Consider the following 26,976-nt stretch of genomic DNA (forward strand, 5'->3'; position numbering starts at 1 on the left):
GGCGTTCATTCCGGTCCGGCGGTCATCGCCGATGCATCATGCCTGGTCAGGCGTCCGGACGCTCGTCCTGGACCGCCTCCTTGGGGGCCTTGGTGACATCGGTCACCGTCGGGGCCGAGGCCCCGTTGGCGCCGTTGGTGAGCGCGAGCTCCTTCGGCGACAGCACCGGCGGACGGGTGGACGGCGTACGACGGGAGGAACCGGTCCACGCCGGACGGGCCGGGCGCTTCACGATCGGGGCGAAGATCTCGGCGATCTCCTCCTTGCCGAGGGTCTCCTTCTCCAGCAGCGCGAGGACGAGGTTGTCGAGGACGTCGCGGTTCTCGACCAGGATCTCCCAGGCCTCGTTGTGCGCGGACTCGATGAGCTTCTTGACCTCTTCGTCGACCAGCGCGGCGACCTCTTCCGAGTAGTCGCGCTGGTGCGCCATCTCACGGCCCAGGAACGGCTCCGTGTTGTCGCCGCCGAACTTGATCGCGCCGAGTCGCTCGGTCATGCCGTACTGGGTGACCATGGCGCGGGCCGTGGCCGTGGCCTTCTCGATGTCGTTCGCCGCGCCCGTGGTCGGGTCGTGGAAGACGAGCTCCTCGGCCGCGCGGCCGCCCAGCATGTAGGCCAGCTGGTCGAGCATCTCGTTGCGCGTGGTCGAGTACTTGTCCTCGTCCGGGAGCACCATCGTGTAGCCGAGGGCCCGGCCGCGGGACAGGATCGTGATCTTGTGGACCGGGTCCGAGTTCGGGGAGGCCGCCGCGACCAGGGCGTGTCCGCCCTCGTGGTACGCGGTGATCTTCTTCTCCTTGTCGGACATGATCCGGGTCCGCTTCTGCGGGCCCGCGACGACGCGGTCGATGGCCTCGTCCAGGAAGTGGTTGTCGATCAGCTTCTTGTCGCTGCGGGCCGTCAGCAGGGCGGCCTCGTTCAGCACGTTCGACAGATCGGCACCGGTGAAGCCGGGGGTGCGGCGGGCGACGGCCGAGAGGTCGACGTCCGGGGCGACCGGCTTGCCCTTCTGGTGGACCTTGAGGATCTCCAGACGGCCCTGCATGTCCGGGCGGTCGACGGCGATCTGCCGGTCGAAGCGACCCGGGCGGAGCAGCGCCGGGTCGAGGATGTCCGGCCGGTTCGTGGCGGCGATCAGGATGACGCCGCCCTTCACGTCGAAGCCGTCCATCTCGACGAGGAGCTGGTTGAGGGTCTGCTCGCGCTCGTCGTGACCGCCGCCGAGGCCGGCGCCGCGGTGGCGGCCGACCGCGTCGATCTCGTCGACGAAGACGATGGCCGGGGCGTTCGCCTTGGCCTGCTCGAAGAGGTCGCGGACCCGGGAGGCACCGACGCCGACGAACATCTCGACGAAGTCGGAGCCGGAGATCGAGTAGAACGGCACGCCCGCCTCGCCCGCGACGGCGCGCGCGAGCAGCGTCTTGCCCGTACCGGGCGGGCCGTACAGCAGCACGCCCTTCGGGATCTTGGCACCGACGGCCTGGAACTTCGCCGGCTCCTGCAGGAACTCCTTGATCTCGTGGAGCTCCTCGACGGCCTCGTCCGATCCGGCCACGTCGGAGAAGGTGGTCTTCGGCGTGTCCTTGGTGATGAGCTTGGCCTTGGACTTCCCGAAGTTCATGACCCGGGAGCCGCCGCCCTGCATCTGGTTCATCAGGAACAGGAAGACGACCACGATGAGCACGAAGGGCAGCAGCGAGAGGAGCACCGAGAGGAACGGGCTCTGCCGCTCGGGCGAGACCGTGTAGCCCTTCTCGATCTCACCCGCGTCGTACTTCTGTTGCAGGGTCGTGGCCAGCTCGACGCCCTGGTCGCCGATGTAGCTCGCCTGGACCTTGTCGCTGCCGTCGACCTTCTGGCCGTCCTTCAGCTCGATCTTGATGATCTGCTCGTCGCCGGTGGTCAGCTTGGCCTGCTCGACCTGGTTCTTGGTGATCGCCTGGACAACCTTCGCGGTGTCCACCGTCTTGTAGCCGCCCGACGAGCCGACGACCTGCATCAGCACGACCACGGCGAGGACGGCCAGCACGATCCACATGACCGGCCCACGGAAGTATCGCTTCACGTCCATCCATACGGAGCGGTGCCGCCCCGTCCCTCCTGCCCGTAGGTAACTGCTGCTCTGAGACTGCTGCTGTGAGACTGAGTAAAAGACTGTTCTTCGGACGGTACCCCAGCATTGTCACCCGGGACCGCCTTCCCATGCTCCAACGGTGGGAAGGCGGCCGGGGTTCCCGGGGCGCGTCCGCGCCTCAGCCCCCGTACACGTGGGGCGCGAGGGTACCCACGAACGGGAGGTTGCGGTACTTCTCGGCGTAGTCGAGGCCGTACCCGACGACGAACTCGTTCGGGATGTCGAACCCGATCCACTTCACGTCGATCGCGACCTTGGCGGCGTCCGGCTTGCGGAGCAGCGTGCAGACCTCGAGCGAGGCCGGCTCGCGGGAGCCGAGGTTCGACAGCAGCCAGGACAGGGTCAGCCCGGAGTCGATGATGTCCTCGACGATCAGGACGTGCCTGCCCTTGATGTCGGTGTCCAGGTCCTTGAGGATGCGGACCACTCCGGAGGACTGGGTGCCCGCGCCGTACGAGGACACCGCCATCCAGTCCATGGTGACGGGGGTGGACAGCGCACGCGCCAGGTCCGCCATCACCATCACGGCGCCCTTGAGGACTCCGACGATGAGCAGGTCCTTGCCCGCGTACTCCGCATCGATCTTCGCGGCCAGCTCGGCCAGCTTCGCGTCGATCTCTTCCTTGGTGATGAGTACCGATTTGAGATCGGCGCCCATGTCCTTCTCGTTCACCCGCGTCGCTTTCTGTCTCGGCGTCCCGGCGCCCGGCCCGCTGCCGGCTCAGCTCTGCCGAATGACCAGTCTGCCACCCTGGCGGCGCGCTTCGACCCGGCCGGGCAGGTTCAGGGGCTTCTGGCCCCGCCATCCCACGATGAGCCGCTCGACCTCCTCGATGTGCCGGGCGAAGAGCGAACCCGCAGGTGAACCGGCTGCCACCAGGGCACGCCGGAGCACCCGGCGGCGGACGGCCGGGGGCAGCGCGTAGAGCTTCGCGCATTCGAGCATTCCGGCGTCGTCGCGGACGGTCTCGTCGGCCTGGGCCGCCCAGGCGTCCAGGGCGTCGGCGTCGTCGCGGGAGAGCCGGGCGGTTCGCGCCAGCGCCTCCACGACGCCCTTGCCGAGCGCCTTCTCCAGCGCGGGCAGGCCCTCGTGGCGCAGCCGGGAGCGGGTGTAGGCGGGATCGGTGTTCATCGGGTCGTCCCAGACGGGCAGGTGCTGGACGAGGCACGCCTTGCGCGCGGTCTGGCGGTCGAGCTGGAGGAAGGGGCGCCGGTAGCGGCGGCGGGCACCCGAGACGGCCGCCATGCCGGAGAGCGAGCGGATGCCGGAGCCCCGGGCGAGGCCGAGGAGGACGGTCTCCGCCTGGTCGTCGCGGGTGTGCCCGAGCAGCACGGCGGCGGCGCCGTGGCGCTCCGCTGCCTCGTCGAGGGCGGCGTAGCGGGCGTCACGGGCGGCGGCCTCGGGGCCGCCGGCGCGTCCGACGGTCACGGCGACGGACTCGACGGGGTCGAGGCCCATGGCGGTGAGTCGGCCGGCGACTTCGGCGGCGCGGAGATCGGAGCCGGCCTGCAGACCGTGGTCGATGGTGACGGCGCCGGCGCGGACGGCCAGTTTGGGGGCCTCGAAGGCGAGGGCGGAGGCGAGCGCCATGGAGTCGGCACCGCCTGAGCAGGCGACCAGCACGACGGGGCGGTCATCGAGGACCGAGACGGCCGTGGAGCGCCCGCAGGAGGAGGGTGCGGCGCTCGGGATGTCGTTCAGTTCGTTGAGTACGTCGTGGAGTACGCGGCGGACCGCCAGGCGTATCGCCGCGACCGCAGGATGCGGACCCATGTCCGGTGCCCTTCGTGGAGTCGGGGGGTGCCTCCGTGAGGAGGGTGGGGGCCGGGAGATTCGGTCACTCAGAGTGTCTCGATGGTGACAGAACCGTGCCGTTCCCCGAGCATTGCACGCCTATCCATTGCCTACGCTCCCTCGGACGGGTGATTACGAGGGCATGGGTCTGCCGTCGGCCGCACGGGGGTTCAGGGTTCGGCCCTCCGGTGCACCCTGGCGATCCAGTCCGCCGGTGCGGCGATCTCCGCCTTGGTGGGCAGGGTGTTCGGCGAGGTCCAGACGCGGTTGAAGCCCTCCATTCCGACCTCCTCGACGACGGCCCGTACGAACCGCTCGCCGTCCCGGTACTGGCGCAGCTTGGCGTCCAGGCCGAGGAGCTTGCGCAGTGCCAGGTCGAGGCGGGAGGCACCCCGGGCGCGTCGCTGCTGGAACTTCTCCCGGATCTCGCCCACGGACGGCACGACCTGGGGCCCCACGCCGTCCATGACGAAGTCCGCATGGCCCTCGAGCAGGGACATCACGGCGGTGAGCCGGCCGAGGATCTCGCGCTGCACCGGACTCTGGACGATCTCGACCAGCGAGCGGCCCTCGTCCTCCTCGCCCTCGGGACGGCCGCCCGCGAGCGTCTGGGCGGCCTCGCGCAGCCGCTCCAGCACGGTCATGGGGTCCACGTCGGTCTCGGCGAGAAATGACTGGATCTCGCCCTCGATGTGGTCGCGCAGCCAGGGCACGGCGGTGAACTGGGTGCGGTGGGTCTCCTCGTGGAGACTCACCCACAGCCGGAAGTCGTGCGGGGCGACGTCGAGTTCGCGTTCGACGTGGACGATGTTGGGGGCGACCAGGAGCAGCCTTCCGCCGCTGCCCGGCGCCCCGGGCAGCTCGCGCGTGGGCGGGGCGAAGGTCTCGTACTGGCCGAGGACACGGGAGGCCAGGAACGACAGCAGCATGCCCAGCTCGACGCCCGTCACCTTGCCGCCGACGGCGCCGAGAACGGCTCCGCCCGCGGTGCCGGCGCGGCGCTCCTGCATCTTGTCGAGCAGGGGCTTCAGCAGCTCGCGGAAGCCCGCGACATTGGCCCTGACCCAGCCCGGCCGGTCGACGACGAGGACCGGGGTGTCCTCGGGCTCGTGCCCGTCGGGGATCATGCGGGTGAAGGCGCGGACGTGCTCCTCGGAGGCCTTGGCGTGCCGGCGCAGTTCGGCGACGACGGCACGGGCCTCTTCCCGGGTGATGTCCGGCCCCGGCCGGACGAGGCGGATCGCGGTCGAGACCGCGAGGTTCCAGTCGACCATCTCGGCACCACCGATGCTCGTCATGCGTCAACCGTACGTTGTCACCCCGGCGCACGGTGGGGTGTCGGCGCCTCCGCGCCCGGCGGCGGTCCCCGCAGGCCGGGACAGGAGCGGCGCGGCCCGCCCGGCCGGAGGCGGCGGGCCCGTCAGGGCAGGAGCGCAGCCGCGAGGCGGTCGAGGGCGGGGCGGGCGGCGCTCGCGGACGGCGTGTCACCGGCGAGGAAGGCGAAGGCGAGCAGTCTGCCGTCGGCGGAGAGCACCGTTCCGGCGAGGGTGTCCACGCCCCTGAGCGTGCCGGTCTTGGCGCGTACCAGACCTCCGGCACCGGCGGCCGCACGACCGCTCAGCGTACCGGTGAAGCCCGCGATCGGAAGGCCCGTGAGCACGGGGCGGAGCTCGGGGTGGGCGGGGTCGGCGGCCCGGACCAGCAGCGTGGTGAGGAGTGCGGCCGAGACCTTGTCGGCTCGGTTCAACCCGCTGCCGTCGGCGAAGCGCGCGCCGGCCATGGGCAGCTTCAACCGCTTGAGCCGGTCGGTCACCGCGGCCTCCGCCCCGGCGAAGCTCGCGGGGCGGCGCGTGGCGAGCGCGGTCTGCCGGGCCAGTGCCTCCGCGATGTCGTTGTCGCTGTTGGTCAGCATCCGCTCGACGAGTGCCGGGACCGGCGCGGAGTACGTGGTGGCGAGGGCGGGTCCCTTGGCGGGGGCCCGGCCCGGGGCGGGGCCCGCAGAGGTGTTCACACCGCGTTCGCTGAGCAGTCCGACGAAGGCGCGGGCGGCGTCGCCGGCCGGGTCGGCGCTGCGTCGCGCGCTGCCCTCCGTCGAGTCGTCGAGGCGCCCCTCGTTGAGCATCAGGGCGGTGACCGGGGCGATGTTGTCGTTCCCGGCGCCGATGGGGTGGATCACCGGCCCCTCGTAGAGCGAGGTGTCGTAGGAGAGGCGGACCGTGGTGACGCCCCGGTCGCGCAGGGCCTTCGCGGTCCGGTCGGCGAGGGCCCGCAGCCGGGCCGTGTCGAGCGTGGGGTCCCCGCCGCCGACCAGGGTGACCGCACGGAAGTCGGGGGCGGCGACGACCCTGGTCGGGATGCGGTGCGCGGGGCCGGTGGCGGACAGCACGGCAGCGGCGGTGGCGATCTTGATGGTGGAGGCCGGGGTCATGGCCGTGCCCGCGCCCCGTCCGTACAGCTGCCTGCCGGTGGTGGCGTCCACGACGGAGGCGGTGCGCAGCGGACCGAGCCCCGGGGCGTCGAGCAGGGGGCCGAGAACCCCTGCCAGTGCGGTGGGCGCGGTGGACGGCATCTTGGGGGCGCTCGCAGCGGAAAGCACGCCTGGGGCGCTCGGCGCCGGCGCGGGGCCGGGGGCCTCCGCCGCGTCCCGCCCCCGCCCTGCGGCCTGGTGATCTGCACCACCTGTGCGGCCCAGAGCGGCGGCGTGCTCGCGCTCGGCCTTACGCTGACCGTTGTCCCAGGGGCCGGCCGCGGTCACCGCAGCGACCGCAACGGCCAGGCCGGCCACGGCCGCACCCGCCGTGAGCTGCCACGTTCCTCGGTCGGGCACCATTGACCAGCCCCTTTCGCGATCACCTACCTGCGTAGGGGACACTTAATCACTGCGGACAGCCGCGTCACCTACATATGTGTTGATCATGGAGGAGTGCCACCCGTGGAGTTCGACGTCACCATCGAGATCCCGAAGGGGTCGCGGAACAAGTACGAGGTGGACCACGAGACCGGCCGGATCCGTCTGGACCGTCGCCTCTTCACCTCGACCAGCTACCCGGCCGACTACGGCTTCGTCGAGAACACCCTGGGCGAGGACGGCGACCCGCTCGACGCCCTGGTCATCCTGGACGAGCCGACCTTCCCCGGCTGCCTGATCAAGTGCCGCGCCATCGGCATGTTCAGGATGACGGACGAGGCCGGCGGCGACGACAAGCTGCTGTGCGTTCCGGCGTCCGACCCGCGCGTGGAGCACCTGCGGGACATCCACCACGTGTCGGAGTTCGACCGCCTGGAGATCCAGCACTTCTTCGAGGTCTACAAGGACCTGGAGCCCGGCAAGTCCGTCGAGGGCGCCAACTGGGTCGGCCGCGCCGAGGCCGAGGCCGAGATCGAGGCATCCTTCAAGCGCCTCGAGGCGCAGGGCGGCGCGCACTGACGCGATCCCCGTACACCGGGCCGGGCGGTGCACCCCACGGGGGGTGCACCGCCCGTCGCATACTGGGCGCGCACAAGCCGTACGCGAGCGGGAAGAGCAGGTAGAGCGTGGTGGCGGAGCCGGAAGGTCCCCTCGAGGACCGGAAGCCGCAGTCCGACGAGGCACGCAGCGCATTCACGCCGCCGGAGGGTGTCGATCAGCCGGGACCGCCGGAGGAGGACCATCCCTCCTCCGAGTTCGCCGTCCCCGAGGGGCTGACGACGGAGGCCCCGGCCGACCCGGAGGGCTCGGCGTTCGCACCCCCGGCGACGTACCGCGCGAAGGCGTCCCCGCCCGCCTACACCCCCGCCCACGGCTTCCCGGTGCTCCAGCTGTCCAAGGACGTGCCGTGGCAGGACCGGATGCGCACGATGCTGCGGATCCCGGTGAGCGAGCGGCCGATGCCGGAGCAGGTGCAGCGGCACGACGAGTCGGGGCCGGCGGTGCCGCGCGTGCTCGATCTGACGCTGCGCATCGGCGAGCTGCTGCTAGCGGGCGGCGAGGGCGCGGAGGACGTCGAGGCGGCGATGCTCGCCATCACGAACGCGTACGGCCTCGACAACGTCGAGCCGACGGTGACGTTCACCCTGCTGTCGATCACCTACCAGCCGTCGCTCGTCGACGACCCGGTGACGGCGAACCGGACCGTGCGCCGCCGGGGCACGGACTACACCCGGCTGACCGCCGTGTACCAGCTGGTCGCGGACATCAGCGGCGACGACCACGAGGTCAGGCTCGACGAGGCTTACCGGCGCCTCGCCGAGATCCGGCGGAACCGGCACCCCTACCCCGGCTGGGTCCTGACCCTCGCCGCGGGCGTCCTGGCCGGCTCGGCCTCCGTACTCGTGGGCGGTGGCGCGCTGGTGTTCGTGGCGGCGGCGGTCGGCGCGATGCTGGGCGACCGGCTGGCGTGGCTGTGCGCGGGTCGCGGACTGCCGGAGTTCTACCAGTTCGTGGTGGCGGCGATGCCGCCCGCGGCGATCGGTGTGGCGCTGAGCGCCCTGCACGCCGATCTGAGGCCCTCCGCGGTCATCACCGGTGGCCTGTTCGCGCTGATCCCGGGGCGGGCGCTGGTGGCGGCGGTGCAGGACGGCCTGACGGGCTTCTACATCACGGCGTCGGCCCGGCTGCTGGAAGTCGCCTACTTCTTCGTGGCGATCGTCGTCGGCGTGCTCACGGTCCTGTACGTGGGCGTGCAGTTCGAGGCGAACCTCAGTCCGGAGGGGGCGCTGGTCAGCGTCGAGCGGCCGGTGACGCAGATCCTGGCCTCGATGGTGCTGAGCCTGGTCTTCGCCGTGCTGCTCCAGCAGGACCGTTCCACCGTGCTCGTCGCGGCGCTCAACGGCGGCGTGGCGTGGGTGGTCTACGCGGCGATCGCGGTGACGGCCGACGGCTCGGCCGTGCTGGCGACGGCGGTGGGCGCCGGTCTGGTGGGTCTGTTCGGGCAGTTGCTGGCCCGCTTCCAGCACACGTCGTCGCTGCCGTACGTGACCGCCGCCATCGGCCCGCTGCTGCCGGGTAGCGCCATGTACTTCGGTGTGCTGCACATCGCGCAGAACAACATCGACGCGGGCTTCGCCTCGCTGGCGAGGGCCGCGGCGCTGGCCCTGGCCATCGCGATCGGGGTGAACCTGGGTGGCGAGATCGCCCGGTTGTTCCTGCGCAGCCCGGCGGCCGCGGGCCGGCGTCGCGCGGCCAAGCGGACGCGCGGCTTCTGAGAGGCGCGGCTTCCCGGGGGTCGCCCTCCGGGGTGCCGGGGCCCGTGTCCCCGCACGACGACGCCCCGGCCCTTTCACCGGGCCGGGGCGTCGCGTCGAACGGGTCTCAGCGCTTGGCGTGGCGGCCGCGCGCGGCGCTCCCGTCCACCGCCGGGCCCTCGGCCGCGGCCTCCTTCTTGCTCCTGGAACGTGCGCGCATGAACTCGATCACGATCGGCAGGACCGAGACGAGCACGATGGCGATGAGGATCGCCTCGATGTGCTTGTGCACGAAGTCGACCTTGCCGAGCGCGGCACCGAGCAGCGTCACCCCGGCGCCCCAGAGCACACCGCCGATGACGTTGAACGTGATGAACGAGCGGTAGTTCATCCGGCTCACACCGGCGACGATCGGCGTGAAGGTCCGGACGATCGGCACGAAGCGGGCCAGGACCAGGGACTTCGGGCCGTACTTCTCGAAGAACTCGTGTGCCTTCTCCACGTTCTCCTGCTTGAAGAACCTGGAGTCCGGGCGGTTGAAGAGCGCGGGGCCGACCTTGCGGCCGAAGAGATAGCCCACCTGGTCGCCGATGATCGCGGCGAGCACGATGAGCGTGCACACCACCCACAGCGGCTGCTTGATGACGTCGGTCGTCACCAGCAGGCCCGTGGTGAACAGCAGGGAGTCCCCGGGCAGGAAGAACCCGATCAGCAGACCGGACTCGGCGAACACGATGACGAGTACGCCGATCAGCCCGAACGTGGTGATCAGATAGTCCGGGTCCAGCCAGCTCGGTCCGAGCGCAAGGGTGTTCACGAGGTCCGGGCTCCTGTGGTGAGAGTCGAGGGGGCGTGGCGCCCAAAACTATCAACGCATTCTTTCGGGGACCGGTTCCAGTGCCCCTCCGGATGCGAGGGGGACGGACGGCCGTGAAGCTGTGCCCATGGGAATCGAGGATTTCGGCGGAGGCCAGGGCCCGCACGCCGATGTGCTGGTCGTCACGACGAACGACGTCCCGGGCTTCCGGGTGGAGCAGGTGATCGGCGAGGTCTTCGGCCTCACCGTGCGGTCGCGGCACCTCGGCAGCCAGATCGGCGCCGGACTGAAGTCGATGATCGGCGGGGAGCTGAAGGGGCTGACCAAGACCCTGGTGCAGACCCGCAACCAGGCCATGGAGCGGCTGGTCGAGCAGGCGCGGTCACGGGGCGCGAACGCGGTGCTTATGTTCCGGTTCGACGTCTCGGAGGCGGCGGACATCGGCACGGAGGTCTGCGCGTACGGCACGGCCGCAGTGATCACGCGCGTCTGACGGCGCATCCGCGGCGCGGCTTCGAATGACGCACCGTATGGGCGTTTTCTGACGTTATCGTGAGGCCCGTGACGACGACCGCACACGCCCCGGTGGCGACCCCGGCCCGGGCGCTGTTGCCACTGATCGTCCCCGCGACCGTCGTCGGCGTCGCCTCGAGTCTGCTGCTCCTCGGCCTCACCGAGCTCTCCCAGCTGCTCAAGGGCGTCCTCTGGGAATCCCTGCCCGGCGCGATCGGCGTCGGCCCCTACTCGGTGCAGTGGACGGTCGCCGTACTCACCGCGACGGGCCTCGCGGTCGGGCTCGTCGTGTGGAAGGTGCCCGGGCACGCCGGCCCCGACCCCGCCACGACCGGGCTCGTCGACCCCCCGATGCCCCCCTCGGTGGTGCCGAGCCTGCTGCTGACGGCGGTGCTCGGACTCGCCGGCGGGGTCAGCCTGGGTCCGGAGAACCCGATCACGGCGGCCAACATCGCACTCGCCGCCTGGCTGGGCTGCAAGGCCATGCGGGGGTCCGGCGCGGAACTCTGGGCCGCTCTGGCCGCGGCCGGCACGGTCGGGGCGCTGTTCGGAACCCCCGTGGCGGCGGCGCTGATCCTCACCGAGTCCCTGGCCTCCCGCCCCGCGCCCGGCGCACTGTGGGACAAGCTGTTCGCCCCGCTGATCGCGGGCGGCGCCGGATCGCTGACCACCATCCTGATCGCCCACCCCACCTTCGATCTCGACCTCCCCGCGATGAGCGGATCCCGCTGGGGCGACGTGCCGGCCGCGCTCGCGGTCTCCTCGCTCGGCGCGCTGGTGGGCATGGCGGCCGTCCACGTGTTCCCGTACACGCACGCCGCCTTCCGGAAGCTCGGGCACCCGGTGGCGGCGATCACCGCGGGCGGGCTGGTGCTGGGGCTCCTCGGGGCCCTGGGCGGGCAGCTGACCCTCTTCAAGGGGCTGGAGGAGGTGAGGGTGCTGGCGGCGGACCCGTCGGGCTGGTCCTCGGGACAGTTCGCGCTGATGACCGTCGTCAAGCTCGCCGCCCTCACCATCGCGGCCACCTGTGGCTTCCGCGGCGGCCGGATCTTCCCCAGCATCTTCGTGGGCGTCGCCCTGGGGCTCGGCGTGAGTGCACTCGTCCCCGAGGTGCATCCCACGGTCGCGGTGGCGTGCGCGGTCCTCGGGGTACTGCTGGCGATCACCCGGCAGGGCTGGCTCAGTCTGTTCACCGCGGCTGTCCTTGCCTCCGACGCCCATGTGCTCCCGCTGCTGTGCGTCGCCCTGCTGCCGGCCTGGCTGCTGGTGACCGGGCGGCCCCAGATGCAACTCCACGACGACGGCACCCCACTGCGCTGAAAGGCGGACGGACATGGCACTGCACAAGGTCGGTACGCATCCGGAGGAGAGCGAGGAGCGGCGCAGGCTGTCGCTCAATCCGTTCTACGGGGCGGCCGATCCGCTGGGGTCGATGACCCTGGCCCCGCCGCAGCACCAGCTGCCCGAAGGCCCGATGGCCCCCTCGACGGCCTATCAGCTCGTGCACGACGAGCTGATGCTCGACGGCAACTCCCGGCTCAACCTGGCGACGTTCGTGACGACGTGGATGGAGCCGGAGGCCGGGAGGCTGATGGCGGAGTGCCGCGACAAGAACATGATCGACAAGGACGAGTACCCGCGGACGGCCGAACTGGAACGGCGGTGCGTGGCGATGCTCGCCGACCTGTGGCACGCGCCCGACCCGGCGGCCACGGTCGGCTGCTCCACGACCGGTTCGAGCGAGGCGTGCATGCTCTCGGGGATGGCCCTGAAGCGGCGCTGGGCGCACCGCAACAAGGACCGGTACCCCGGCCCCGGCGCCCGGCCCAACCTGGTCATGGGCGTCAACGTGCAGGTCTGCTGGGACAAGTTCTGCAACTTCTGGGAGGTGGAACCCCGGCTGGTCCCGATGGAGGGCGACCGATTCCACCTCGACCCGCAGGCGGCGGCCGACCTGTGCGACGAGAACACGATCGGCGTGGTGGCCGTCCTCGGCTCCACCTTCGACGGGTCGTACGAACCCGTCCAGGAGGTCTGCGCGGCGCTCGACGCCCTCCAGGACCGCACGGGCCTGGACGTCCCCGTCCACGTGGACGGGGCCTCCGGAGCGATGATCGCGCCGTTCCTGGACGAGGACCTGGTCTGGGACTTCAGGCTGCCGCGGGTGTCCTCGATCAACACCTCGGGGCACAAGTACGGGCTCGTGTACCCGGGCGTGGGCTGGGCGCTGTGGCGTTCGCCCGAGAACCTGCCCAAGGAGCTGGTCTTCCGGGTGAACTACCTCGGCGGCGACATGCCGACGTTCGCGCTCAACTTCTCCCGGCCCGGGGCCCAGGTGGTGGCGCAGTACTACACCTTCATCAGGCTCGGCCGCGACGGCTACCGGGACGTGCAGCAGACGACCCGGGACGTGGCCCGGACCCTGGCCCAGCGGATCGACTGCCTGGGCGACTTCCGGCTGCTCACCCGGGGTGAGGAACTGCCGGTGTTCGCCGTGACGACGAACCCGGAGGTGAGGAACTACGACGTCTTCGACGTCTCGCGACGGCTGCGGGAGTGCGGCTGGCTGGTCCCGGCGTACACCTTCCCGCCCAACCGCGAGGACCTTTCGGTGCTGCGCTTCGTCTGCCGCAACGGCTTCTCGGCCGACCTCGCGGAGCTGCTGCTGGAGGATCTCAGACGAGCCCTGCCGGAGCTGCGGGCCCAGAGCGCACCGCAGATCAAGGACAAGGCGGCGGCCACGAGCTTCCACCACTGAGGCACAGCCGGGGCGCGGCGGTCGTCCACGCCCCGGCGCCCCTCACGAGAGGTCTCCCTCGTGGGGCACGCCCGTCGCATACGGGTTCTCCTGCCCCTCCGCGAGGACGGCCACGAAGGGCTCGCCCTCGCCGGCGAACGTGTACGCCCCGCCCTCGATCCGCTCGATCAGCCCGCGCGTCCACTCCGCGCCGGCATCCACCGAGTGCACCCAGAAGTTCATGATCTCGCCGATGTGGCCCAGGGATTCGGGCCCCTCCTCGGGCGTGTAGTACTCGGTGACCGAGGAGCGCCACCCCTCCAGGGAACGCACCCGCTCCCGCAACAGCTCCACGGCCTCCTGCCGGTCCAGGTCGACGATGAAGCCGAAACCGGCCGAGACGACGTCCATCTTCTGGTCGTACGAGGTCAGCGCCTCGCGCAACAGCGAGAAGTACTCCTCGGTGCCGCTCTCGGTGAGCTCGTACTCGGTGCGCGGCGGACCGCCTGCCGTGGAGGGCGCGATCTCGTGGGCGCGCAGCAGTCCCTGCTTCGCCATCTGCTTGAGCGCGTGATAGATCGACCCCGGCTTGGCGTTCGACCACTCGTGGGCGCCCCAGAACTCCAGGTCGTTGCGGACCTGGTAGCCGTGTGCACGCCCGTGCTGGCGCACCGCCCCGAGGACCAGAAGCCGGATCGCCGACATCCGCGCACCTTCCTATTCAACTTTGACTAGCGCCACGCCGGGCAAGGCCGCTCGTCGCGACGGGTCGAAGGCCGCCCGGTGCGGCACCAGGGTACGCGCCCGGAGGGCGCCCGCGGTCGGGCGCCCTCAGAGCCTCCACCGGTACTTGTCGCCGCCGACCCAGCGCACCAGCGCCGGGTCGTCCAGATCCACGTGGTGCCGGCCGGACTCGTGCGCCATGCTGATCACGTCGACCATGTCGTGCGCGATCCCGACCGTCCGGCCCTCGATCTCCACCACCCGGAACGGCGGATCACCCGGCTGGATGGGCAGGACGACGATCGGGGCCACTCCTGGTGCGTCACTCATGGTTCAAGGGTGTGGCACGGGCCCGCCTCCCGCACGGGGGGGAGGGAGGCGTCGCCCCGCCTTCCGCGCCCGGCTACGCGCCCGGGATCCGCTCGCTCTCGAGCGCGACGAGGTCGAACGCGCCCTTGCCGTCCAATGACTCGCGGACGATGTCCGCATGGCCCGCGTGCCGGCCGATCTCCTCGACCAGATGCAGCACCATCCAGCGCATCGACACCCTGCCGTCCTTGGGGAACCATGGCGCGTCCGGGAGCGGGAAGGTGTCGTCCAGGCTGGGCACCGAGCGGATGAACTCCTCGGTCTCCTTCGCCACGCCGTCCCAGAACGCCAGCGTCCCGGCGACGGTCTCGCCGTCGAGGAGGCGGAAGCCGTCGTCCCACGACTTCTCGTCGTGCTGCCGCTCGTTCGGCCTCCGCTGCGCCATGCGCAGCCAGGAGAGCTCGCACTCGGCGACGTGCTTGAGCAGTCCGGAGAGCGTCAGCTCGCTCGCGCTGGGGCGGCTCGCCGCCTGCTCCTCGGTGAGCCCGAGCACGGACCTGCGGATCGCGCCACGCTGGGCCTCGACGAAGTTCAGCAGGGCTCCGCGCTCATCGCCGTGGGCTTCCGCGGGAACGTGAGTGACCATGGTGTCCGCCTTCGGGTCGGGACGGGTGGGCCGCCGTTCGCGCCCCCTGACACCCTCACGCTAGGGAGCATTTAGGTCAGCTTCTGTCCTTGAGGCCGGGGCGAGCGGAAAAATCCACCGTCGCGCCCCGACCTCCACATCCGGAAGGGGTACCCGGTCGGGAGACCCGGAAAGGGGCTCTCGGCACTCGGGCAAGAGCCCGGCGAAGGGTCCTCAGAAGGGGAAGACCGAACGGCCCCGCTGCACCGAGATCCACTTCTGGGTGGTGAAGACCTCGACCATCGCCTCGCCGTTCAGCCGCCCGAGCCCGGACGACTTCTCACCGCCGAACGGCACGATCGGCTCGTCGTGCACGGTCGAGTCGTTGATGTGGATCATCCCGGTGTGGATCCGCTGGGCCAGCGCCACCCCACGCTCGATGTCACCGGTGTGCACGGCACCGCTCAGACCGTACGGGGTGTCGTTGGCGATCCGGACCGCCTCCTCGTCGCCCTCGAACGGGATGAGGAGCACCACCGGGCCGAAGATCTCCTGGGACAGCACGGGCGAGTCGGCCGGAAGGCCGGTCAGCACGGACGGCGAGACCACGTTGCCCTCCGTCCGGCCGCGCAGCAGGGCGGTCGCGCCGGCCTCGACGGACTGCTCGACCAGGCTCGAAACGGCCTCGGCCTGCAGGGAGTTGATCAAGGGGCCGATGTGGGTCTCGGGGTCGGCCGGGTCGCCCACCTTCAGGGTCTGCACCTTGGCGACGAGCTTCTCGGTGAACTCCTTCTCCACTCTGCTGTCCACCAGGATGCGGTTGGCCGCCATGCACACCTGGCCCTGGTGGACGTACCGGCTGAAGACCGCGGCGTCGACGGCGTAGTCGATGTCGGCGTCGTCGAGCACGATGAAGGCGCTGTTGCCGCCCAGTTCGAGGACTGCGTGCTTGAAGTTGGCCGCGCAGACGGTGGCCACGTGCCGACCCACCCGGTCGGAGCCGGTGAAGGAGATGACCTTCGGCACGGGGTGCTCTATCAGCGCGTCGCCGATCTCCGCGATGTCGGTGATCACCACGTTCAGCAGCCCGGCGGGCAGGCCCGCGTCCTCGAAGACCTTGGCGACCAGGGAGCCGCCGCAGATCGGGGTGTTCTGGTGCGGCTTGAGGACGACGGCGTTCCCGAGCGCCAGCGCCGGCGCGACCGACTTGACCGACAGCAGGAACGGGAAGTTGAAGGGGCTGATCACACCCACGACACCGACCGGCAGCCGGTAGACCCGGTTCTCCTTGCCGTCCACCGGGGAGGGCAGGATGCGGCCCTCCGGGCGCAGCGACAGCTGGATCGCCTCGCGCAGGAACTCCTTGGCGAGATGCAGTTCGAAGGCCGCCTTCAGCCGTGTGCCGCCCAGCTCGGCGACGATGGCCTCGGCCATCTCCTCCTCTCGGTCCTCGATGATCCTCAGGGCCCGCTCGAAGACCGACCGGCGCGCGTACGGATTGGTGGCCGCCCACTCCTTCTGCGCGCGCTCCGCGGCGCGGTACGCCTGGTCCACCTCGCCGGCCGTGGCGACGGTGATCGAGGCGAGCTTCTCCTCGTTGTACGGGTTGAAGTCGATGATGTCCCAGGAACCACTGCCCGGGCGCCATTCGCCATCTATGTACTGGAGTGCCAGGTCACTGAAGAAGGAGGACATGGGATCCCTTACCGGCCGCGGGAGCAGGGGCGTGTGCAGTTACCAGTCGGACTGATGTCGCGTCATCCTACTTGCCAGTCAGGTGAGTTGGAGGAGACCTCGGAGAAGGTCCCGGCTCTCGTCCGCACCGGGGCTGTCCTCCTGCAGGCGCTCCATCGCCCGCTCGTACTGGGCGACCTCCTCTCGCTTGTCGAGGTACAGAGCGCTCGTCAGCTGCTCCAGGTAGACGATGTCCGAGAGGTCCGACTCCGGGAAGCGCAGCATCGTGAAGGACCCGGACTCGCCCGCGTGGCCGCCGAAGCTGAAGGGCATGACCTGGAGCGTGATGTTCGGCTGTTCCGAGACCTCGATGAGATGCCGCAACTGGCCCTGCATCACGGAGCGGTCCCCGTAGGGGCGACGCAGTGCCGCCTCGTCCAGGACGGCGTGGAAGCGGGGTGCACGCTCTGAGACGAGCGCCTTCTGGCGCTCCAGGCGCAGCGCGACCCGGCGGTCGATCTCGGCGGCCGGCGCACCGGGCATGCCGCGCTCGACGACGGCATGGGCGTACGCCTCGGTCTGCAGCAGCCCGTGGACGAACTGGACCTCGTAGATCCGGATGAGCGAGGCGGCGCCCTCCAGGCCGATGTACGTCTGGAACCAACCGGGCAGCACATCGCCGAAGCTGTGCCACCACCCGGCCACGTTGGCCTCCTTGGCGAGCCCGAGCAGTGACGCGCGCTCCGCCTCGTCCGTGACGCCGTAGAGCGTGAGGAGGTCCTCGACGTCCCTGGCCTTGAAGCTCACCCGACCCAACTCCATGCGGCTGATCTTGGACTCGGACGCCCGGATCGAGTAGCCCGCCGCCTCACGGGTGATGCCGCGCGATTCCCGAAGGCGCCTCAGCTGCGAGCCCAGCAGGATACGGCGCACCACTGACCCTCCGCCGGGGCCCTCGGCCCGGGGGTAGCCCCACGACTCCACTGCGGTCACGTCTCCAACCCTCCCCATCGCCATCCGTTCCCGGAGTGCCCCCGAACCCCGAGCCCCGGATTCTGCCACCAAAACGCTTCACCCCGTACTCGTTCGATTACGGAAAGAAGAAACCGTCCGGTAAGGGCGCACGGAAGCGTACGGAAGATATGAGAGTGAACCGGCACGGGTGGGGACAGGTCCGGCGCGTGCACGTGCATCTGCCCTTGCATCTGTTGTGGGCATTCGGAACCATGGACCCCGCGCACCTGCGCACTCGTACGTGCTCGTTCGTGTTGTAGCGCCACAGCTGCGATTCCCGGGAGTGCCTCGCATGGGAACGAATGGATCGACCATGCTCGAGCCGTTACGGCAGGGCCTTCCGCCGATCGACCCCGCGGCCGTGTCCAGCTCCGCCTCGTGCGCACTGCCCGCCCGCTACGAAGCGGTGCGCGGCGCCCGGAAGTTCACCAGCAGGACGCTGACCCGGTGGGAACTGGACGAGCGCTTCGACGACGTCGCGCTCGTCGTGTCCGAACTCGTCACCAACGCCCTGCGGCACGCCCTGCCCGCGGACACCACACGCAGTCAGGAGCCCCCCGTACGGCTGCATCTGATGCGCTGGACGGGTCGGCTGGTGTGCGCCGTGCGCGACCCCAGCGAGGAGAGTCCGGTCGCCGGCGAGGTCGAGGACTCCGCCGAAGGCGGCCGGGGGCTGTTCCTCGTCGACTCCTTCAGCGACAGCTGGGGCTGGCACCCGCTGGCGGGACCGCTCACCGGAAAGGTCGTCTGGGCGCTGTTCCGCCTGCCGCAGGAGTGAGGCGCCCGAACCACGGTCCCGCCGCCCTGCCTCCTCGGCGCGACGAGGCGCCGGGCCGCCACCGCATGACCGTCCGCCGGCAGGCCCGCAGCCTGCCGGCGGACGGCGCATCCGGGCCCTCTCCAGGCGCATGAACGTTCCTGCGGTGCGGGGAGCCGGTCCCGCCGGGGCGCCGACGAGCTCGTCAGCCACCGGCGAGATGGTCGAACTCGCCGTCCTTCACCCCCAGCAGCATGGCCTCTATCTCGGCCGGCGTATAGACGAGTGCCGGCCCCTCCGGGAAGCGCGAGTTGCGCACCGCGACGTTCCCGCCGGGCAGTTTCGCGAACTCCACGCACGATCCCTGGGAGTTGCTGTGCCTGCTCTTCTGCCAGACGACCCCGTGAAGCTCTGTGGCCGCCATGCCGTTGTACACGTCGTGCACAGGACGCTCCCCGAGTTACAAGGTGCAGGTGTCAACTGCCTCGGATCATAGCCGGGTTCGTATGCAGATGCATGAGCAGATGCACGTGCACACGGGGTGGTTCCGCGGTTACAGCCCGAGCCGCACCTTGCCCGGAACCTCCCCCGATGCCTCCGGCACGCGCCCGCGCGGCCGCCGCTCGTGATCCTTCCCGTCCCCGTCCGTGCCGCGTCGCGTCGCGTCGCCAGGAGCGAATCCCTCGTACACGAGGAAGAGACGTTCACCGTGCCCTCCTGGCTCTACGGTCCCGGCGACCATTCGGTTCACGGCGTTCCGTCCGTGCCGGGCGTCGCGGCGGGGCGAACCTCGGCAGACGCGGCGCTACCGCGGGAGTTCGCCCCGGTGGTCGCGGGGGCGCATACGGGCGTCGTCGGCCGCCGCGGTGCCGTCGTGCCAGCCCGCCGCGTCCGTGGCGCCGCGGACACGGGTGCGGACCGTGTCCGGGAAGAGGCGTTCCGTGTGGTCCGTGACGGCGACGTCTCGGGCGGCGAGAGCCGGGAGGAGGTCGCCCCCGGCCACGCCCTCCGCCGCGTGGGACGTCGCCCGCGCCAGCCGGTCGCCGATGCGGTGCGCGTAGGCCAGCAGGAACGACTGCCGGAACGTCTTCGTCCGCCTGCGCCCGCCCGCCCGCTGCGACGCCTCCGCTCGGGTCATCGCCGTCGTTCCCTGCACCAGCAGCGAGGTGTACAGCAGTTCCACCGCCTCCAGGTCGGCGTCGAAGCCGACGACCGTCGAGAAGCCGAGGCCGCTGTTCCAGACGGCGCGGCAGCGGTTCGCCGATGCCACTGCGTCCAGCAGGATCGCCTTGGCCGTCTCGTACGGCGCGTCGACTCCGATGCGGCAGGCGACCGGCACGTCCGCGCGATGGGTGCGGGAGGCGAGCACCGCCTCGTCGATGCTGTGGCGCGCCATCAGCTCCTGCGCCTTCGCGGTCAGCGCCTCCGCCTCCTCCGGGTAACCAGTGGCCTCCGCCTTCGCGAGGAGGGCGCGGATCCGGGTGAGCGTCCGCGGCTCGCCGTGCGGGGCCGCGGACCGCCGGTGGACGGGCTCCCCCGGCACCGGACCCACCGGCTCGACCGACGGCAGCCGCACGAGGAGCCGGTAGAGCCGGAGCACGGCGGTCGCGTGCGAGAAGCGGTCCGCGGGGCGCCGCCCGCGACCGCCGCCGGACAGTTCGTCGAGCTGGGCGCGCCAGCGCGGTGGCAGGTCGTCCCCGTACCGCCGGGTCTCCCCCGCGATCAGGCCGGCGGCCAGCTCCACATGGCGCTCGTCGAGATCACGACGGACGAACCGCACGACGTCCGCCGGCTGCCAGCCGCGCTCCCAGGCGCGGCGCACGAACTCCTCGCCGCGCCGGACCAGCTCCGCGTCGGCCTCGGGCGGCGCGGCGGCCAGCAGCGAGGCGCCGGTGTCGAGCGCGTCGTCGTCGTCGGCGTACAGCGCCCCGCCGAGCGCACGCTCCACCACATCCACGCCGATCGAGCCTACGCGAGCCCTCCCCCGCGCCCCGCACGGGACGGCCCTCGCCGCCGGCGCGGGGTCTGCCCCGCCCCCGCTCAGCTGATCCCGTGCCCCGCCGCCGGCGCCGGTGGGACCGGGCGGGCCTTGGACGCCGCTCGGCATGCGCCGGCCACCGTGACGGCGGGAATCGCGCCGGTGCCCCCCGGCCGCCGGGCCCTACGGTGAGGCTCATGGGTGAGAACAAGCAGCGCATGCTGGCAGGGGACTGGTACCTCCCCGACGACCCCGAGCTCGCCGCAGACAGCGAACGGCGCTTCGCACTCTGCACGGCCTACAACGCCGACGGCGGTGCGGCGCTCCCCGAACGGGAAACGATCCTCGCCGAACTCCTCGGCTCCGTCGGCCCCGGGGTCCGCATCCGGCCGCCGTTCCAGTGCGACTTCGGCTACCACATCGGAATCGGCGAGGGCACGTTCGTCAACTTCGGGGCCGTGTTCCTCGACGTCGCGCCCATCACGATCGGCGCCCACTGCCAGTTCGGCCCGAACGTCCAGCTGCTCACGCCCTCCCACGAGCTGGACGCGGAACGCCGCCGCGAGGGCTGGGAGAAGGGGGCCCCGATCACGATCGGCGACAACGTCTGGCTCGGCGGGGGCGTCATCGTCTGCCCCGGTGTGACGATCGGCGACGACACCGTGGTCGGGGCCGGTGCCGTCGTCACCAGGGACCTGCCCGCCGGGGTGCTGGCGGTGGGCAACCCGGCGAAGGTGATCCGCACCCCGGCGTGACGGCGGGCGCGGGTCACGGGCGTCGGCGGACGGGGCCGGTGCCGGCCGCGGGGCCCGGCACACGGAACCGGCGTACGCGGCCGCCGTACGCGCCCCTCCGTCGCGCACTCGCTCCGTCCCGATGCCCGGGAGGAACCGGGCACGACGCCCTCGCCACGGACCTCGACGCCCACGAGGCCCCGCCGGCCCCGCGTGGACGGGCGTTGTCAGTCCTGAGTGCCAGACTCGCCACCATGAGCGAACGGTGGGCCCTGGCCCCGGCCGAGGACGGCGGAGCGGTGCTCGTGCCGCTCGGCCCGGACGGGCTGCCCGCCGGAGAGGTGCGCGGGGCGGCCGATCTCGTCGAGGCGGTGCGGAGCCGGCCGGAGGTCGGACGGTGGGTGTGGCGGTCGACCGCCGAGGTCTATCCGCGGCTGCTCGCGGCCGGCGTGGGCGTCGAGCGGTGCTACGACGTCGAGGACGCCGAACTGCTCCTGCTCGGGCACGAGGGACGGCACGGCGAACCGCGTTCAGCGGCTGCGGCGTGGGCACGCCTGCGCCACGCCCCCGTCCCGGACGATCCGCCGCCGCGCGCCGCCGTGCCGGGCTCGCAGTCGTCGCTGTTCGAACCGGAGCCCGTTGCCGTGCCGTTCGAGGGCCTGCTGGAGGTCTACGCCGAGCAGCAGCGAAGACACGAGGCCGCCGAGCACCCCGGCCGAATGCGGCTGCTGACGGCGGCCGAGTCGGCGGGAATGCTGGTGGCCGCGGAGATGAACAGGTCGGGTCTGCCCTGGCGGGCGGACGTCCACCGGGACGTGCTGCACGAACTGCTCGGCGAGCGGTATGCGGGCGGGGGCGAGCCGCGCCGCCTCGCGGAGCTGGCCGACGAGGTCTCCGCGGCGTTCGGGCACCGGGTGCGTCCCGATCTGCCCGCGGACGTCGTCAGGGCGTTCGTCCGGGCCGGGATCAAGGTGCGGTCGACCCGGCGCTGGGAGCTGGAGGAGATCGACCACCCGGCCGTACGGCCGCTGATCGCGTACAAGAAGCTGTACCGGATCTGGACGGCCCACGGCTGGAGCTGGCTGCAGGACTGGGTACGGGACGGACGGTTCCGGCCGGAGTACCTGCCCGGCGGCACCGTGTCCGGCCGCTGGACCACCAACGGCGGCGGTGCGCTGCAGATCCCCAAGGTGATCAGGCGCGCCGTGGTCGCGGACGAGGGCTGGCGGCTCGTCGTCGCCGACGCCGACCAGATGGAGCCCCGGGTCCTCGCCGCGATCTCCCGCGACCCGGGGCTGATGGAGGTCGCGGGACACGACGACGACCTCTACACGCGGCTGTCGGACCGGGCGTTCTCCGGGGACCGCGAGCACGCCAAGCTCGCCCTGCTCGGCGCCGTCTACGGCCAGACCAGCGGCGACGGGCTGAAGAACCTCGCGGCGCTGCGCCGCCGCTTCCCCCGCGCGGTGGCCTATGTGGACGACGCGGCCCGCGCGGGCGAGGAGGGCCGTCTCGTCCGCACCTGGCTGGGACGCACCAGCCCGCCGGCGGCCGGCGGGCAGGAGGACGACGAGGCCGGCATCCCCCAGGACGGCGGCGAGGCGCCCGCCCAGCACGAGTTCGCCCCGGGCTACGCCTCGACGGACGCCCGGGCCCGCGGCCGGTTCACCCGTAACTTCGTCGTCCAGGGCAGTGCCGCGGACTGGGCGCTGCTGCTCCTCGCCGCACTGCGCAGGGCGACCGCGGACATGCGCGCGGAACTGGTCTTCTTCCAGCACGACGAGGTGATCGTGCACTGCCCTGCCGAGGAGGCCGAGGAGGTGGTGCGGGCGATCCGCGCCGCCGGTGAGCTGGCCGGACGGATCGCCTTCGGCGAGACGCCGGTGCGGTTCCCCTTCACGACGGCGGTGGTGGAGCGCTATTCGGACGCGAAGTGACCTTTCCCGTCCGGCTGTGCGTCCTGTGTGCCGCGCCCTGACCGCCCGTGGTCGCGACCCGCTCCGACTGCCGTCCCCCGGTCGGCCCGCTCCGGCGGCCCTCAGGTTCACGGCCGACCCACCGGCCAGGCGCCTGCCGCGCTCCGCGCGTCGGCGTGGCTCCACGACCGGGTCTCAGGTACCGGGCGACCCGCCCAGGAGCGCGCGCAGTTCGGGGAGCACCTTGGCGTCCGTGCCGTCGAGGCAGGCGTATGCGCGCCGCCACTCGTCGAGCGCCTCGTCGGTGCGGCCCTCCGCGCGCAGCAGCAGTCCGTGCTCGTGGCGGGCCAGTCCCTCGGTGAAGCCGTCGGCGCGGGAGACCGCCCGCTCCAGGACGAGGGCGCACTCACGGGCGGCGGCCGTGCCGTGGCCGAGCGCGTGCAGGGCCCGCACGAGTCCGATGCGCGACTGGGACTGGCTCTGCCAGTCCCCCTCGTCGCCCTCGCCGATGATGGCCAGGCACTCCTCGAAGTGGCGCAGGGCGACGCCCGGTTGGCCGAGGGTCAGACGGGCGTAGCCGATGTTGCAGTGGGCCGTGTGGCGCAGCAGTGGGCTGCCGAGCCGCACGCCGACGGCGAGGCTGCGCTCGTGGCAGGCGATGGCGTGCGCGGCGTCGGTGTGCTCGTGGAGGTTGCCGAGATGGCTGAGGATGATCCCCTCGCCGTAGTCGTCGCCGAGGCGCCGGGCGCAGGCGAGTGACTCCTCGAGGGCCTCGGCGGCCTCCTCGTACCGTTCGAGGCGTTCCAGCAGCATGCCGCGGTTGGCGAGGCCGCGCTGCACCCAGCTGTCCTCTCCGAGCCCCCGCCACAGGCCGACGGCCTCGTCGTTGAGCGCCAGCGAGCGCTCGCTCCGCCCGAGCATGAAGTGGACTGCGGCGAGATCGGTGAGCGCGTGCGCCTCCGCCTCCCCGTCGCCGGCGGCCCGGGCGGCGTCCAGCGCGGCCTCGTTGAGCAGGCCGAGCTCCTGGAGGCGCCCGCGTCGCTGGAGATAGGGGAAGGCGGCCCGGATGACGCGCAGGGCGGTGCTCGACCTCGGCGCGTACGCCTGGGCGAGGGCCACCAGACCGGGCAGTTCGCGGTCTCCCCAGGCCAGGGCCTCCGCCTCGCCCGGGAAGGGAGGGACCTCGCCGATCGGGGGCGGGACGCGGTTGCCCGCCAGATGGGCCGGGACGAGTGCCAGGCCCGCCTGGCGCGCCGACTCCCCGAACCACCGCAGGGCGCGCTCGACGGCCGCCGCGCGTCCCTCCTCGCCGTCCAGACGCACGGCGAGCTCGTGCGCGTAGTCCCGGACCAGGTCGTGGGGCACGAAACGCCCGTAGGCGACCTCGTCCAGCAACGCCACGTCGACGAGCCGTTCCAGGGCGGCGACCGCGCGCCGCTCGTCCAAGGGGGGTCCGGCGCCGTCGGCCGCCATCAGCTGCGCGACGAGGGCCGCGTCGTACTCGGGTATGTCGACGGCGCCCAGCCGGCGCAGGGCGAGCGCCGCATCCGGGTCGAGGGCCTCGTACGCCACGGACAGGGAGCGGCGGACGCTGAGGTCGTCGTACTCCAGGTGGTCCAGCCGGCCGGCCTGCGCGGTGAGGAGCCCGGCGAGGGCCGCGGGGGTGAGGGCACGGCGGGCGGCGAGCCGCGCCGCCGCGATGCGCAGGGCGAGCGGCAGACGGCCGCACAACTCGGCGAGCCGGTCCATGTCGTCGGTGCCGCCCGCTCGTGCGTCGTCGGTGCCGTCCGCCCCGGCGCCTTCTCGGCCGGAGACGGCACGCAGCAGTGCGGCGCTCTCCGCCCCGCTCAGCGGGGTGAGCGCGAAGCGCGCAGCCCCGTCGAGGGCCGTCAGCGGGGAGCGGCTGGTGACGACGACGGCGCAGCCCGCGCCGGCCGGCAGCAGCGGACGCACCTGTGCGGCCGAGGCCGCGTCGTCGAGGACCAGCAGGGTGCGGGTCGGGGCCAGGGTGGAGCGCAGCAGGGCGGCGGCCGCTTCGTGGCGTTCCGGGACGGCGCGCGGCGGGACGCCGAGGTCGCGCAGGAGCGCGGTGAGCGACTGGCACGGCGCCAGGGGCGTCATGCCGGGGGTCGCGCCGTGCAGGTGGAGATGGAGCTGCCCGTCGGGGAACTCCTCCCGGAGGCTGTGCGCGACGTGGAGGGCGAGGGCGCTCTTTCCCACCCCGGCCATGCCGCTGAGGACAGCCACGGCCGGGCGGTCGCGGCCGGTGCGGGTGAGCACGGCGCGCAGGTCGGCGACGAGCGCCCGGCGGCCGGTGAAGTGCGCCGGGGCGGGCGGGAGCTGGGCCGGTCTCGGCGAGGACCCGGGATACGCCACAGGCGCGCCGTCCGGGCAGGCCCCCGCGGGCGGGGGCTCACCGGCCCCGATCGGGTCGGCGGACGGTACCGGCCCATCGGGCGGGGCGGGCCTGGCGCCGCCCGGGGCCCAGGGGTCCTGGAGGATCTCCCGGTGCGCCTGCTGGACCGAGGGGCCGGGTTCTATCCCGAGTTCGCCGACGAGCCTCCGGCGCAGCGACTGGTACGCGGCCAGCGCCTCCGCCTGCCGTCCGGTCCGGTGCAGCACCAGCATCAGCTGTCGGTGGAAGGCCTCGCGCAGGGGGTACTGCGCGGTCAGCGCCGCGAGTTCGGGGCCGAGGCCGTCGGGCCGGCCCAGCTGGAGGAAGGCGTCGTACCGCCACTCCAGGAGCAGCAGCCACGACTCGCGCAACCGCCGCACCGTCGCGGGGGTGCCGTCCCCGGGGTCGTACAGCCCGGTCAGCGGGTCCCCGCGCCAGAGGTCGAGTGCCGCGCGGGAGCTGTCGACGACGGTCTGCCAGTCCTCACGGCCGCCGTCCGCGCCACCCGGTGCGCCGGTTCCGACGGGGCCCGGGCCGCCCTGGGGAGGCCCGCCGGAGTCCTCGTGCGGGACGGCCGGGCCGGAGGCGACGGAGGTGGTACGGGTGACGGCGCGGACGTAGGCGGCACGCGCCGTCCCGATGTGACGCTCGAAGGTGTCGACGTCGAGTTCACCGGGTTCCACGCGCAGCACGTAGCCGGGCGCCACCGCCCGCAGTCTGTCCTCCTCGGCGAGCAGCCTGCGCAGCCTGGCCACGTGGTTGTGCAGCGAGGCCCGGGCCGAGGCGGGAGGATCGTCGCCCCACAGGGCATCAAGCAGCGCGTCCGTGGGTACGACCCGGTTGGCGCGCAGCAGCAGGGCGCCGAGCAGCGCGCGGAGTTTCGCGCTGCCCGTCGTGCGGATCTCACCCGCGGCGTCGTGCACGGTCAGCGGACCGAGCAGGCCGAACCGCATTGCCTTCCTCCTGCGCTGACCGTTGGCCTCATGTTAGCGATGTGTTGGTGGAGGCTGGTTGTATCTCCTCGTCGGATCCGGTGAGACGGTGCTCGGCGTGGACGGCCACACTCGGGGGAGTGTCACCGCCACTCCGGATCCGAGGACAGAGAGAGCCTCGGTCACCTGCGATGACCGGGGCTTTCGTCATGCCGCCCGCGAACCGTCCGGAGAGGGGGCGGCGAGCGGGAAGCGGGCCTCCAGCGTGTAGTGCCCGGAAGGATACGGGCCGTGGGTCAGCCTGCCGCCGGCGGCCGCGATCCGTTCGGCGAGGCTGCGCAGGCCCAGGCCCAGGCCCAGGCCCGGGCCCGGGGCGGTAGGGACCGGTCGGGCCGGGGCGCCGACCCCGTCGTTCGCCACGGTCAGCAGCACCTCACCCGGCGGTGTGGCCACCGCCACCCGGCAGTTGAGGGCGGCCAGCCGGCTCCGGGCCGAGTCCGGTGCACGGTCCATCAGACGCAGCGCCAGCTCGCACGGGAACGAGATCGCCGGCAGCCGGGGCCGAGCAGGTCGTGCAGATCGCGGGCGAAGCTCAGCCGCTCCCGTACGACGACACGGCGCCGGTCGGCGTCGGCCATGGCGGCGGACACGGCCCCTGCGGCGCCGGCGCAGGCCGTCCCCTGCGCGGACGGTGCGGGCAGTGTCCGCGCCACGTCGCCCCCATTCCGCGTCTGGTACCCGCAGAGCGTCACCGGCGCCG

Annotated in this window: 24 protein-coding genes; 8 read left to right on the plus strand and 16 right to left on the minus strand. The window is 72.1% G+C overall.

The genetic code is table 11. The features are described from left to right. Window positions 1-46: 46 nt before the first annotated feature. From ftsH to dacB, 5 genes are all read right to left on the minus strand, one after another. Complete coding sequence (gene ftsH / locus QMZ92_RS17435) at window positions 47-2,071, minus strand: ATP-dependent zinc metalloprotease FtsH (protein WP_283298306.1); 2,025 nt, start codon at window positions 2,069-2,071, stop codon at window positions 47-49. Window positions 2,072-2,252: 181 nt separating this feature from the next. Beyond that, complete coding sequence (gene hpt / locus QMZ92_RS17440; RefSeq protein ID WP_283298352.1) at window positions 2,253-2,792, minus strand: hypoxanthine phosphoribosyltransferase; 540 nt, start codon at window positions 2,790-2,792, stop codon at window positions 2,253-2,255. A gap of 63 nt (window positions 2,793-2,855) precedes the next feature. Next, the gene (gene tilS, locus QMZ92_RS17445; RefSeq protein WP_283298307.1) at window positions 2,856-3,908 is read right to left on the minus strand and encodes a tRNA lysidine(34) synthetase TilS; all 1,053 of its coding nucleotides are present in this window, start codon (window positions 3,906-3,908) and stop codon (window positions 2,856-2,858) included. A 191-nt stretch (window positions 3,909-4,099) separates the two neighbouring features. Then, window positions 4,100-5,227 (minus strand): Rv3626c family coenzyme F420 biosynthesis-associated protein, encoded by a 1,128-nt coding sequence (locus tag QMZ92_RS17450; protein WP_283298308.1) that lies wholly within the window; start codon window positions 5,225-5,227, stop codon window positions 4,100-4,102. Between the two features lie 122 nt (window positions 5,228-5,349). Then, a complete protein-coding gene (gene dacB, locus QMZ92_RS17455) occupies window positions 5,350-6,759 on the minus strand; it encodes a D-alanyl-D-alanine carboxypeptidase/D-alanyl-D-alanine endopeptidase (RefSeq protein WP_283298309.1) in 1,410 nt (469 codons plus the stop codon). Window positions 6,760-6,861: 102 nt separating this feature from the next. On the opposite strand from dacB, the gene QMZ92_RS17460 reads away from it, so the two are divergent. Next, window positions 6,862-7,356 carry an inorganic diphosphatase gene (locus tag QMZ92_RS17460; protein WP_017949744.1) on the plus strand — a complete coding sequence of 165 codons (495 nt, stop codon included), beginning with the start codon at window positions 6,862-6,864 and terminating at the stop codon, window positions 7,354-7,356. A gap of 107 nt (window positions 7,357-7,463) precedes the next feature. Further along, window positions 7,464-9,113 carry a threonine/serine exporter family protein gene (locus tag QMZ92_RS17465; protein WP_283298310.1) on the plus strand — a complete coding sequence of 550 codons (1,650 nt, stop codon included), beginning with the start codon at window positions 7,464-7,466 and terminating at the stop codon, window positions 9,111-9,113. A gap of 106 nt (window positions 9,114-9,219) precedes the next feature. On the opposite strand, the gene QMZ92_RS17470 is transcribed toward QMZ92_RS17465, so the two are convergent. Next, the gene (locus QMZ92_RS17470; RefSeq protein WP_283298311.1) at window positions 9,220-9,909 is read right to left on the minus strand and encodes a DedA family protein; all 690 of its coding nucleotides are present in this window, start codon (window positions 9,907-9,909) and stop codon (window positions 9,220-9,222) included. Window positions 9,910-10,036: 127 nt separating this feature from the next. Between QMZ92_RS17470 and QMZ92_RS17475 the strand changes: the two genes are divergently transcribed. The 3 genes from QMZ92_RS17475 to gad all read left to right on the plus strand — a co-directional run bounded on the left by QMZ92_RS17475 (window position 10,037) and on the right by gad (window position 13,180). Then, the gene (locus QMZ92_RS17475) at window positions 10,037-10,402 is read left to right on the plus strand and encodes a YbjQ family protein (protein WP_283298312.1); all 366 of its coding nucleotides are present in this window, start codon (window positions 10,037-10,039) and stop codon (window positions 10,400-10,402) included. Window positions 10,403-10,470: 68 nt separating this feature from the next. Further along, a complete protein-coding gene (locus tag QMZ92_RS17480; RefSeq protein ID WP_283298313.1) occupies window positions 10,471-11,742 on the plus strand; it encodes an ion channel protein in 1,272 nt (423 codons plus the stop codon). Window positions 11,743-11,755: 13 nt separating this feature from the next. Next, on the plus strand, window positions 11,756-13,180 hold the full coding sequence (gene gad, locus QMZ92_RS17485) for a glutamate decarboxylase (protein ID WP_283298314.1): 1,425 nt from the start codon (window positions 11,756-11,758) through the stop codon (window positions 13,178-13,180). Between the two features lie 42 nt (window positions 13,181-13,222). Here gad and QMZ92_RS17490 read toward each other — a convergent pair whose 3' ends face one another. From QMZ92_RS17490 to QMZ92_RS17510, 5 genes are all read right to left on the minus strand, one after another. Next, window positions 13,223-13,864 carry a PadR family transcriptional regulator gene (locus tag QMZ92_RS17490; protein WP_283298315.1) on the minus strand — a complete coding sequence of 214 codons (642 nt, stop codon included), beginning with the start codon at window positions 13,862-13,864 and terminating at the stop codon, window positions 13,223-13,225. 126 nt (window positions 13,865-13,990) lie between these two features. Further along, on the minus strand, window positions 13,991-14,212 hold the full coding sequence (locus QMZ92_RS17495) for a hypothetical protein (RefSeq protein ID WP_171052973.1): 222 nt from the start codon (window positions 14,210-14,212) through the stop codon (window positions 13,991-13,993). Between the two features lie 73 nt (window positions 14,213-14,285). Continuing rightward, complete coding sequence (locus QMZ92_RS17500; protein WP_283298316.1) at window positions 14,286-14,837, minus strand: DinB family protein; 552 nt, start codon at window positions 14,835-14,837, stop codon at window positions 14,286-14,288. Between the two features lie 213 nt (window positions 14,838-15,050). Further along, complete coding sequence (locus QMZ92_RS17505) at window positions 15,051-16,511, minus strand: aldehyde dehydrogenase family protein (RefSeq protein WP_283298317.1); 1,461 nt, start codon at window positions 16,509-16,511, stop codon at window positions 15,051-15,053. 78 nt (window positions 16,512-16,589) lie between these two features. Beyond that, the gene (locus QMZ92_RS17510; RefSeq protein ID WP_171053299.1) at window positions 16,590-17,423 is read right to left on the minus strand and encodes a Sco1979 family transcriptional regulator; all 834 of its coding nucleotides are present in this window, start codon (window positions 17,421-17,423) and stop codon (window positions 16,590-16,592) included. A 373-nt stretch (window positions 17,424-17,796) separates the two neighbouring features. On the opposite strand from QMZ92_RS17510, the gene QMZ92_RS17515 reads away from it, so the two are divergent. Continuing rightward, window positions 17,797-18,282 carry an ATP-binding protein gene (locus tag QMZ92_RS17515; RefSeq protein ID WP_283298318.1) on the plus strand — a complete coding sequence of 162 codons (486 nt, stop codon included), beginning with the start codon at window positions 17,797-17,799 and terminating at the stop codon, window positions 18,280-18,282. Window positions 18,283-18,466: 184 nt separating this feature from the next. Here the strand turns inward: QMZ92_RS17515 and QMZ92_RS17520 are convergent, their stop codons facing one another. Continuing rightward, window positions 18,467-18,706, minus strand: coding sequence for a DUF397 domain-containing protein (locus tag QMZ92_RS17520; RefSeq protein ID WP_138053866.1), 240 nt, complete (start codon window positions 18,704-18,706; stop codon window positions 18,467-18,469). Between the two features lie 360 nt (window positions 18,707-19,066). After that, window positions 19,067-20,209: a DUF2786 domain-containing protein gene (locus tag QMZ92_RS17525; RefSeq protein ID WP_283298353.1), complete on the minus strand. Its 1,143-nt coding sequence runs from the start codon at window positions 20,207-20,209 to the stop codon at window positions 19,067-19,069. A 227-nt stretch (window positions 20,210-20,436) separates the two neighbouring features. On the opposite strand from QMZ92_RS17525, the gene QMZ92_RS17530 reads away from it, so the two are divergent. Together QMZ92_RS17530 and QMZ92_RS17535 are read left to right on the plus strand one after the other, a co-directional pair. Continuing rightward, entirely contained in the window at window positions 20,437-20,994 is a 558-nt protein-coding gene (locus QMZ92_RS17530; RefSeq protein ID WP_283298319.1) for a sugar O-acetyltransferase, read from the plus strand. A 233-nt stretch (window positions 20,995-21,227) separates the two neighbouring features. Further along, a complete protein-coding gene (locus QMZ92_RS17535; RefSeq protein WP_283298320.1) occupies window positions 21,228-22,910 on the plus strand; it encodes a bifunctional 3'-5' exonuclease/DNA polymerase in 1,683 nt (560 codons plus the stop codon). A gap of 174 nt (window positions 22,911-23,084) precedes the next feature. Here QMZ92_RS17535 and QMZ92_RS17540 read toward each other — a convergent pair whose 3' ends face one another. The 3 genes from QMZ92_RS17540 to QMZ92_RS17550 form a co-directional block, all read right to left on the minus strand. Next, window positions 23,085-26,237 (minus strand): AfsR/SARP family transcriptional regulator, encoded by a 3,153-nt coding sequence (locus QMZ92_RS17540; protein ID WP_283298321.1) that lies wholly within the window; start codon window positions 26,235-26,237, stop codon window positions 23,085-23,087. Between the two features lie 186 nt (window positions 26,238-26,423). After that, complete coding sequence (locus tag QMZ92_RS17545; protein ID WP_283298322.1) at window positions 26,424-26,729, minus strand: sensor histidine kinase; 306 nt, start codon at window positions 26,727-26,729, stop codon at window positions 26,424-26,426. Continuing rightward, complete coding sequence (locus QMZ92_RS17550) at window positions 26,729-26,929, minus strand: hypothetical protein (RefSeq protein ID WP_283298323.1); 201 nt, start codon at window positions 26,927-26,929, stop codon at window positions 26,729-26,731. Before QMZ92_RS17550 ends, QMZ92_RS17545 begins: the two co-directional genes overlap by 1 nt. Window positions 26,930-26,976 lie beyond the last annotated feature (47 nt).

It is taken from the genome of Streptomyces sp. HNM0645, assembly GCF_030056615.1.
Taxonomy (GTDB): Bacteria; Actinomycetota; Actinomycetes; order Streptomycetales; family Streptomycetaceae; genus Streptomyces; species Streptomyces marianii.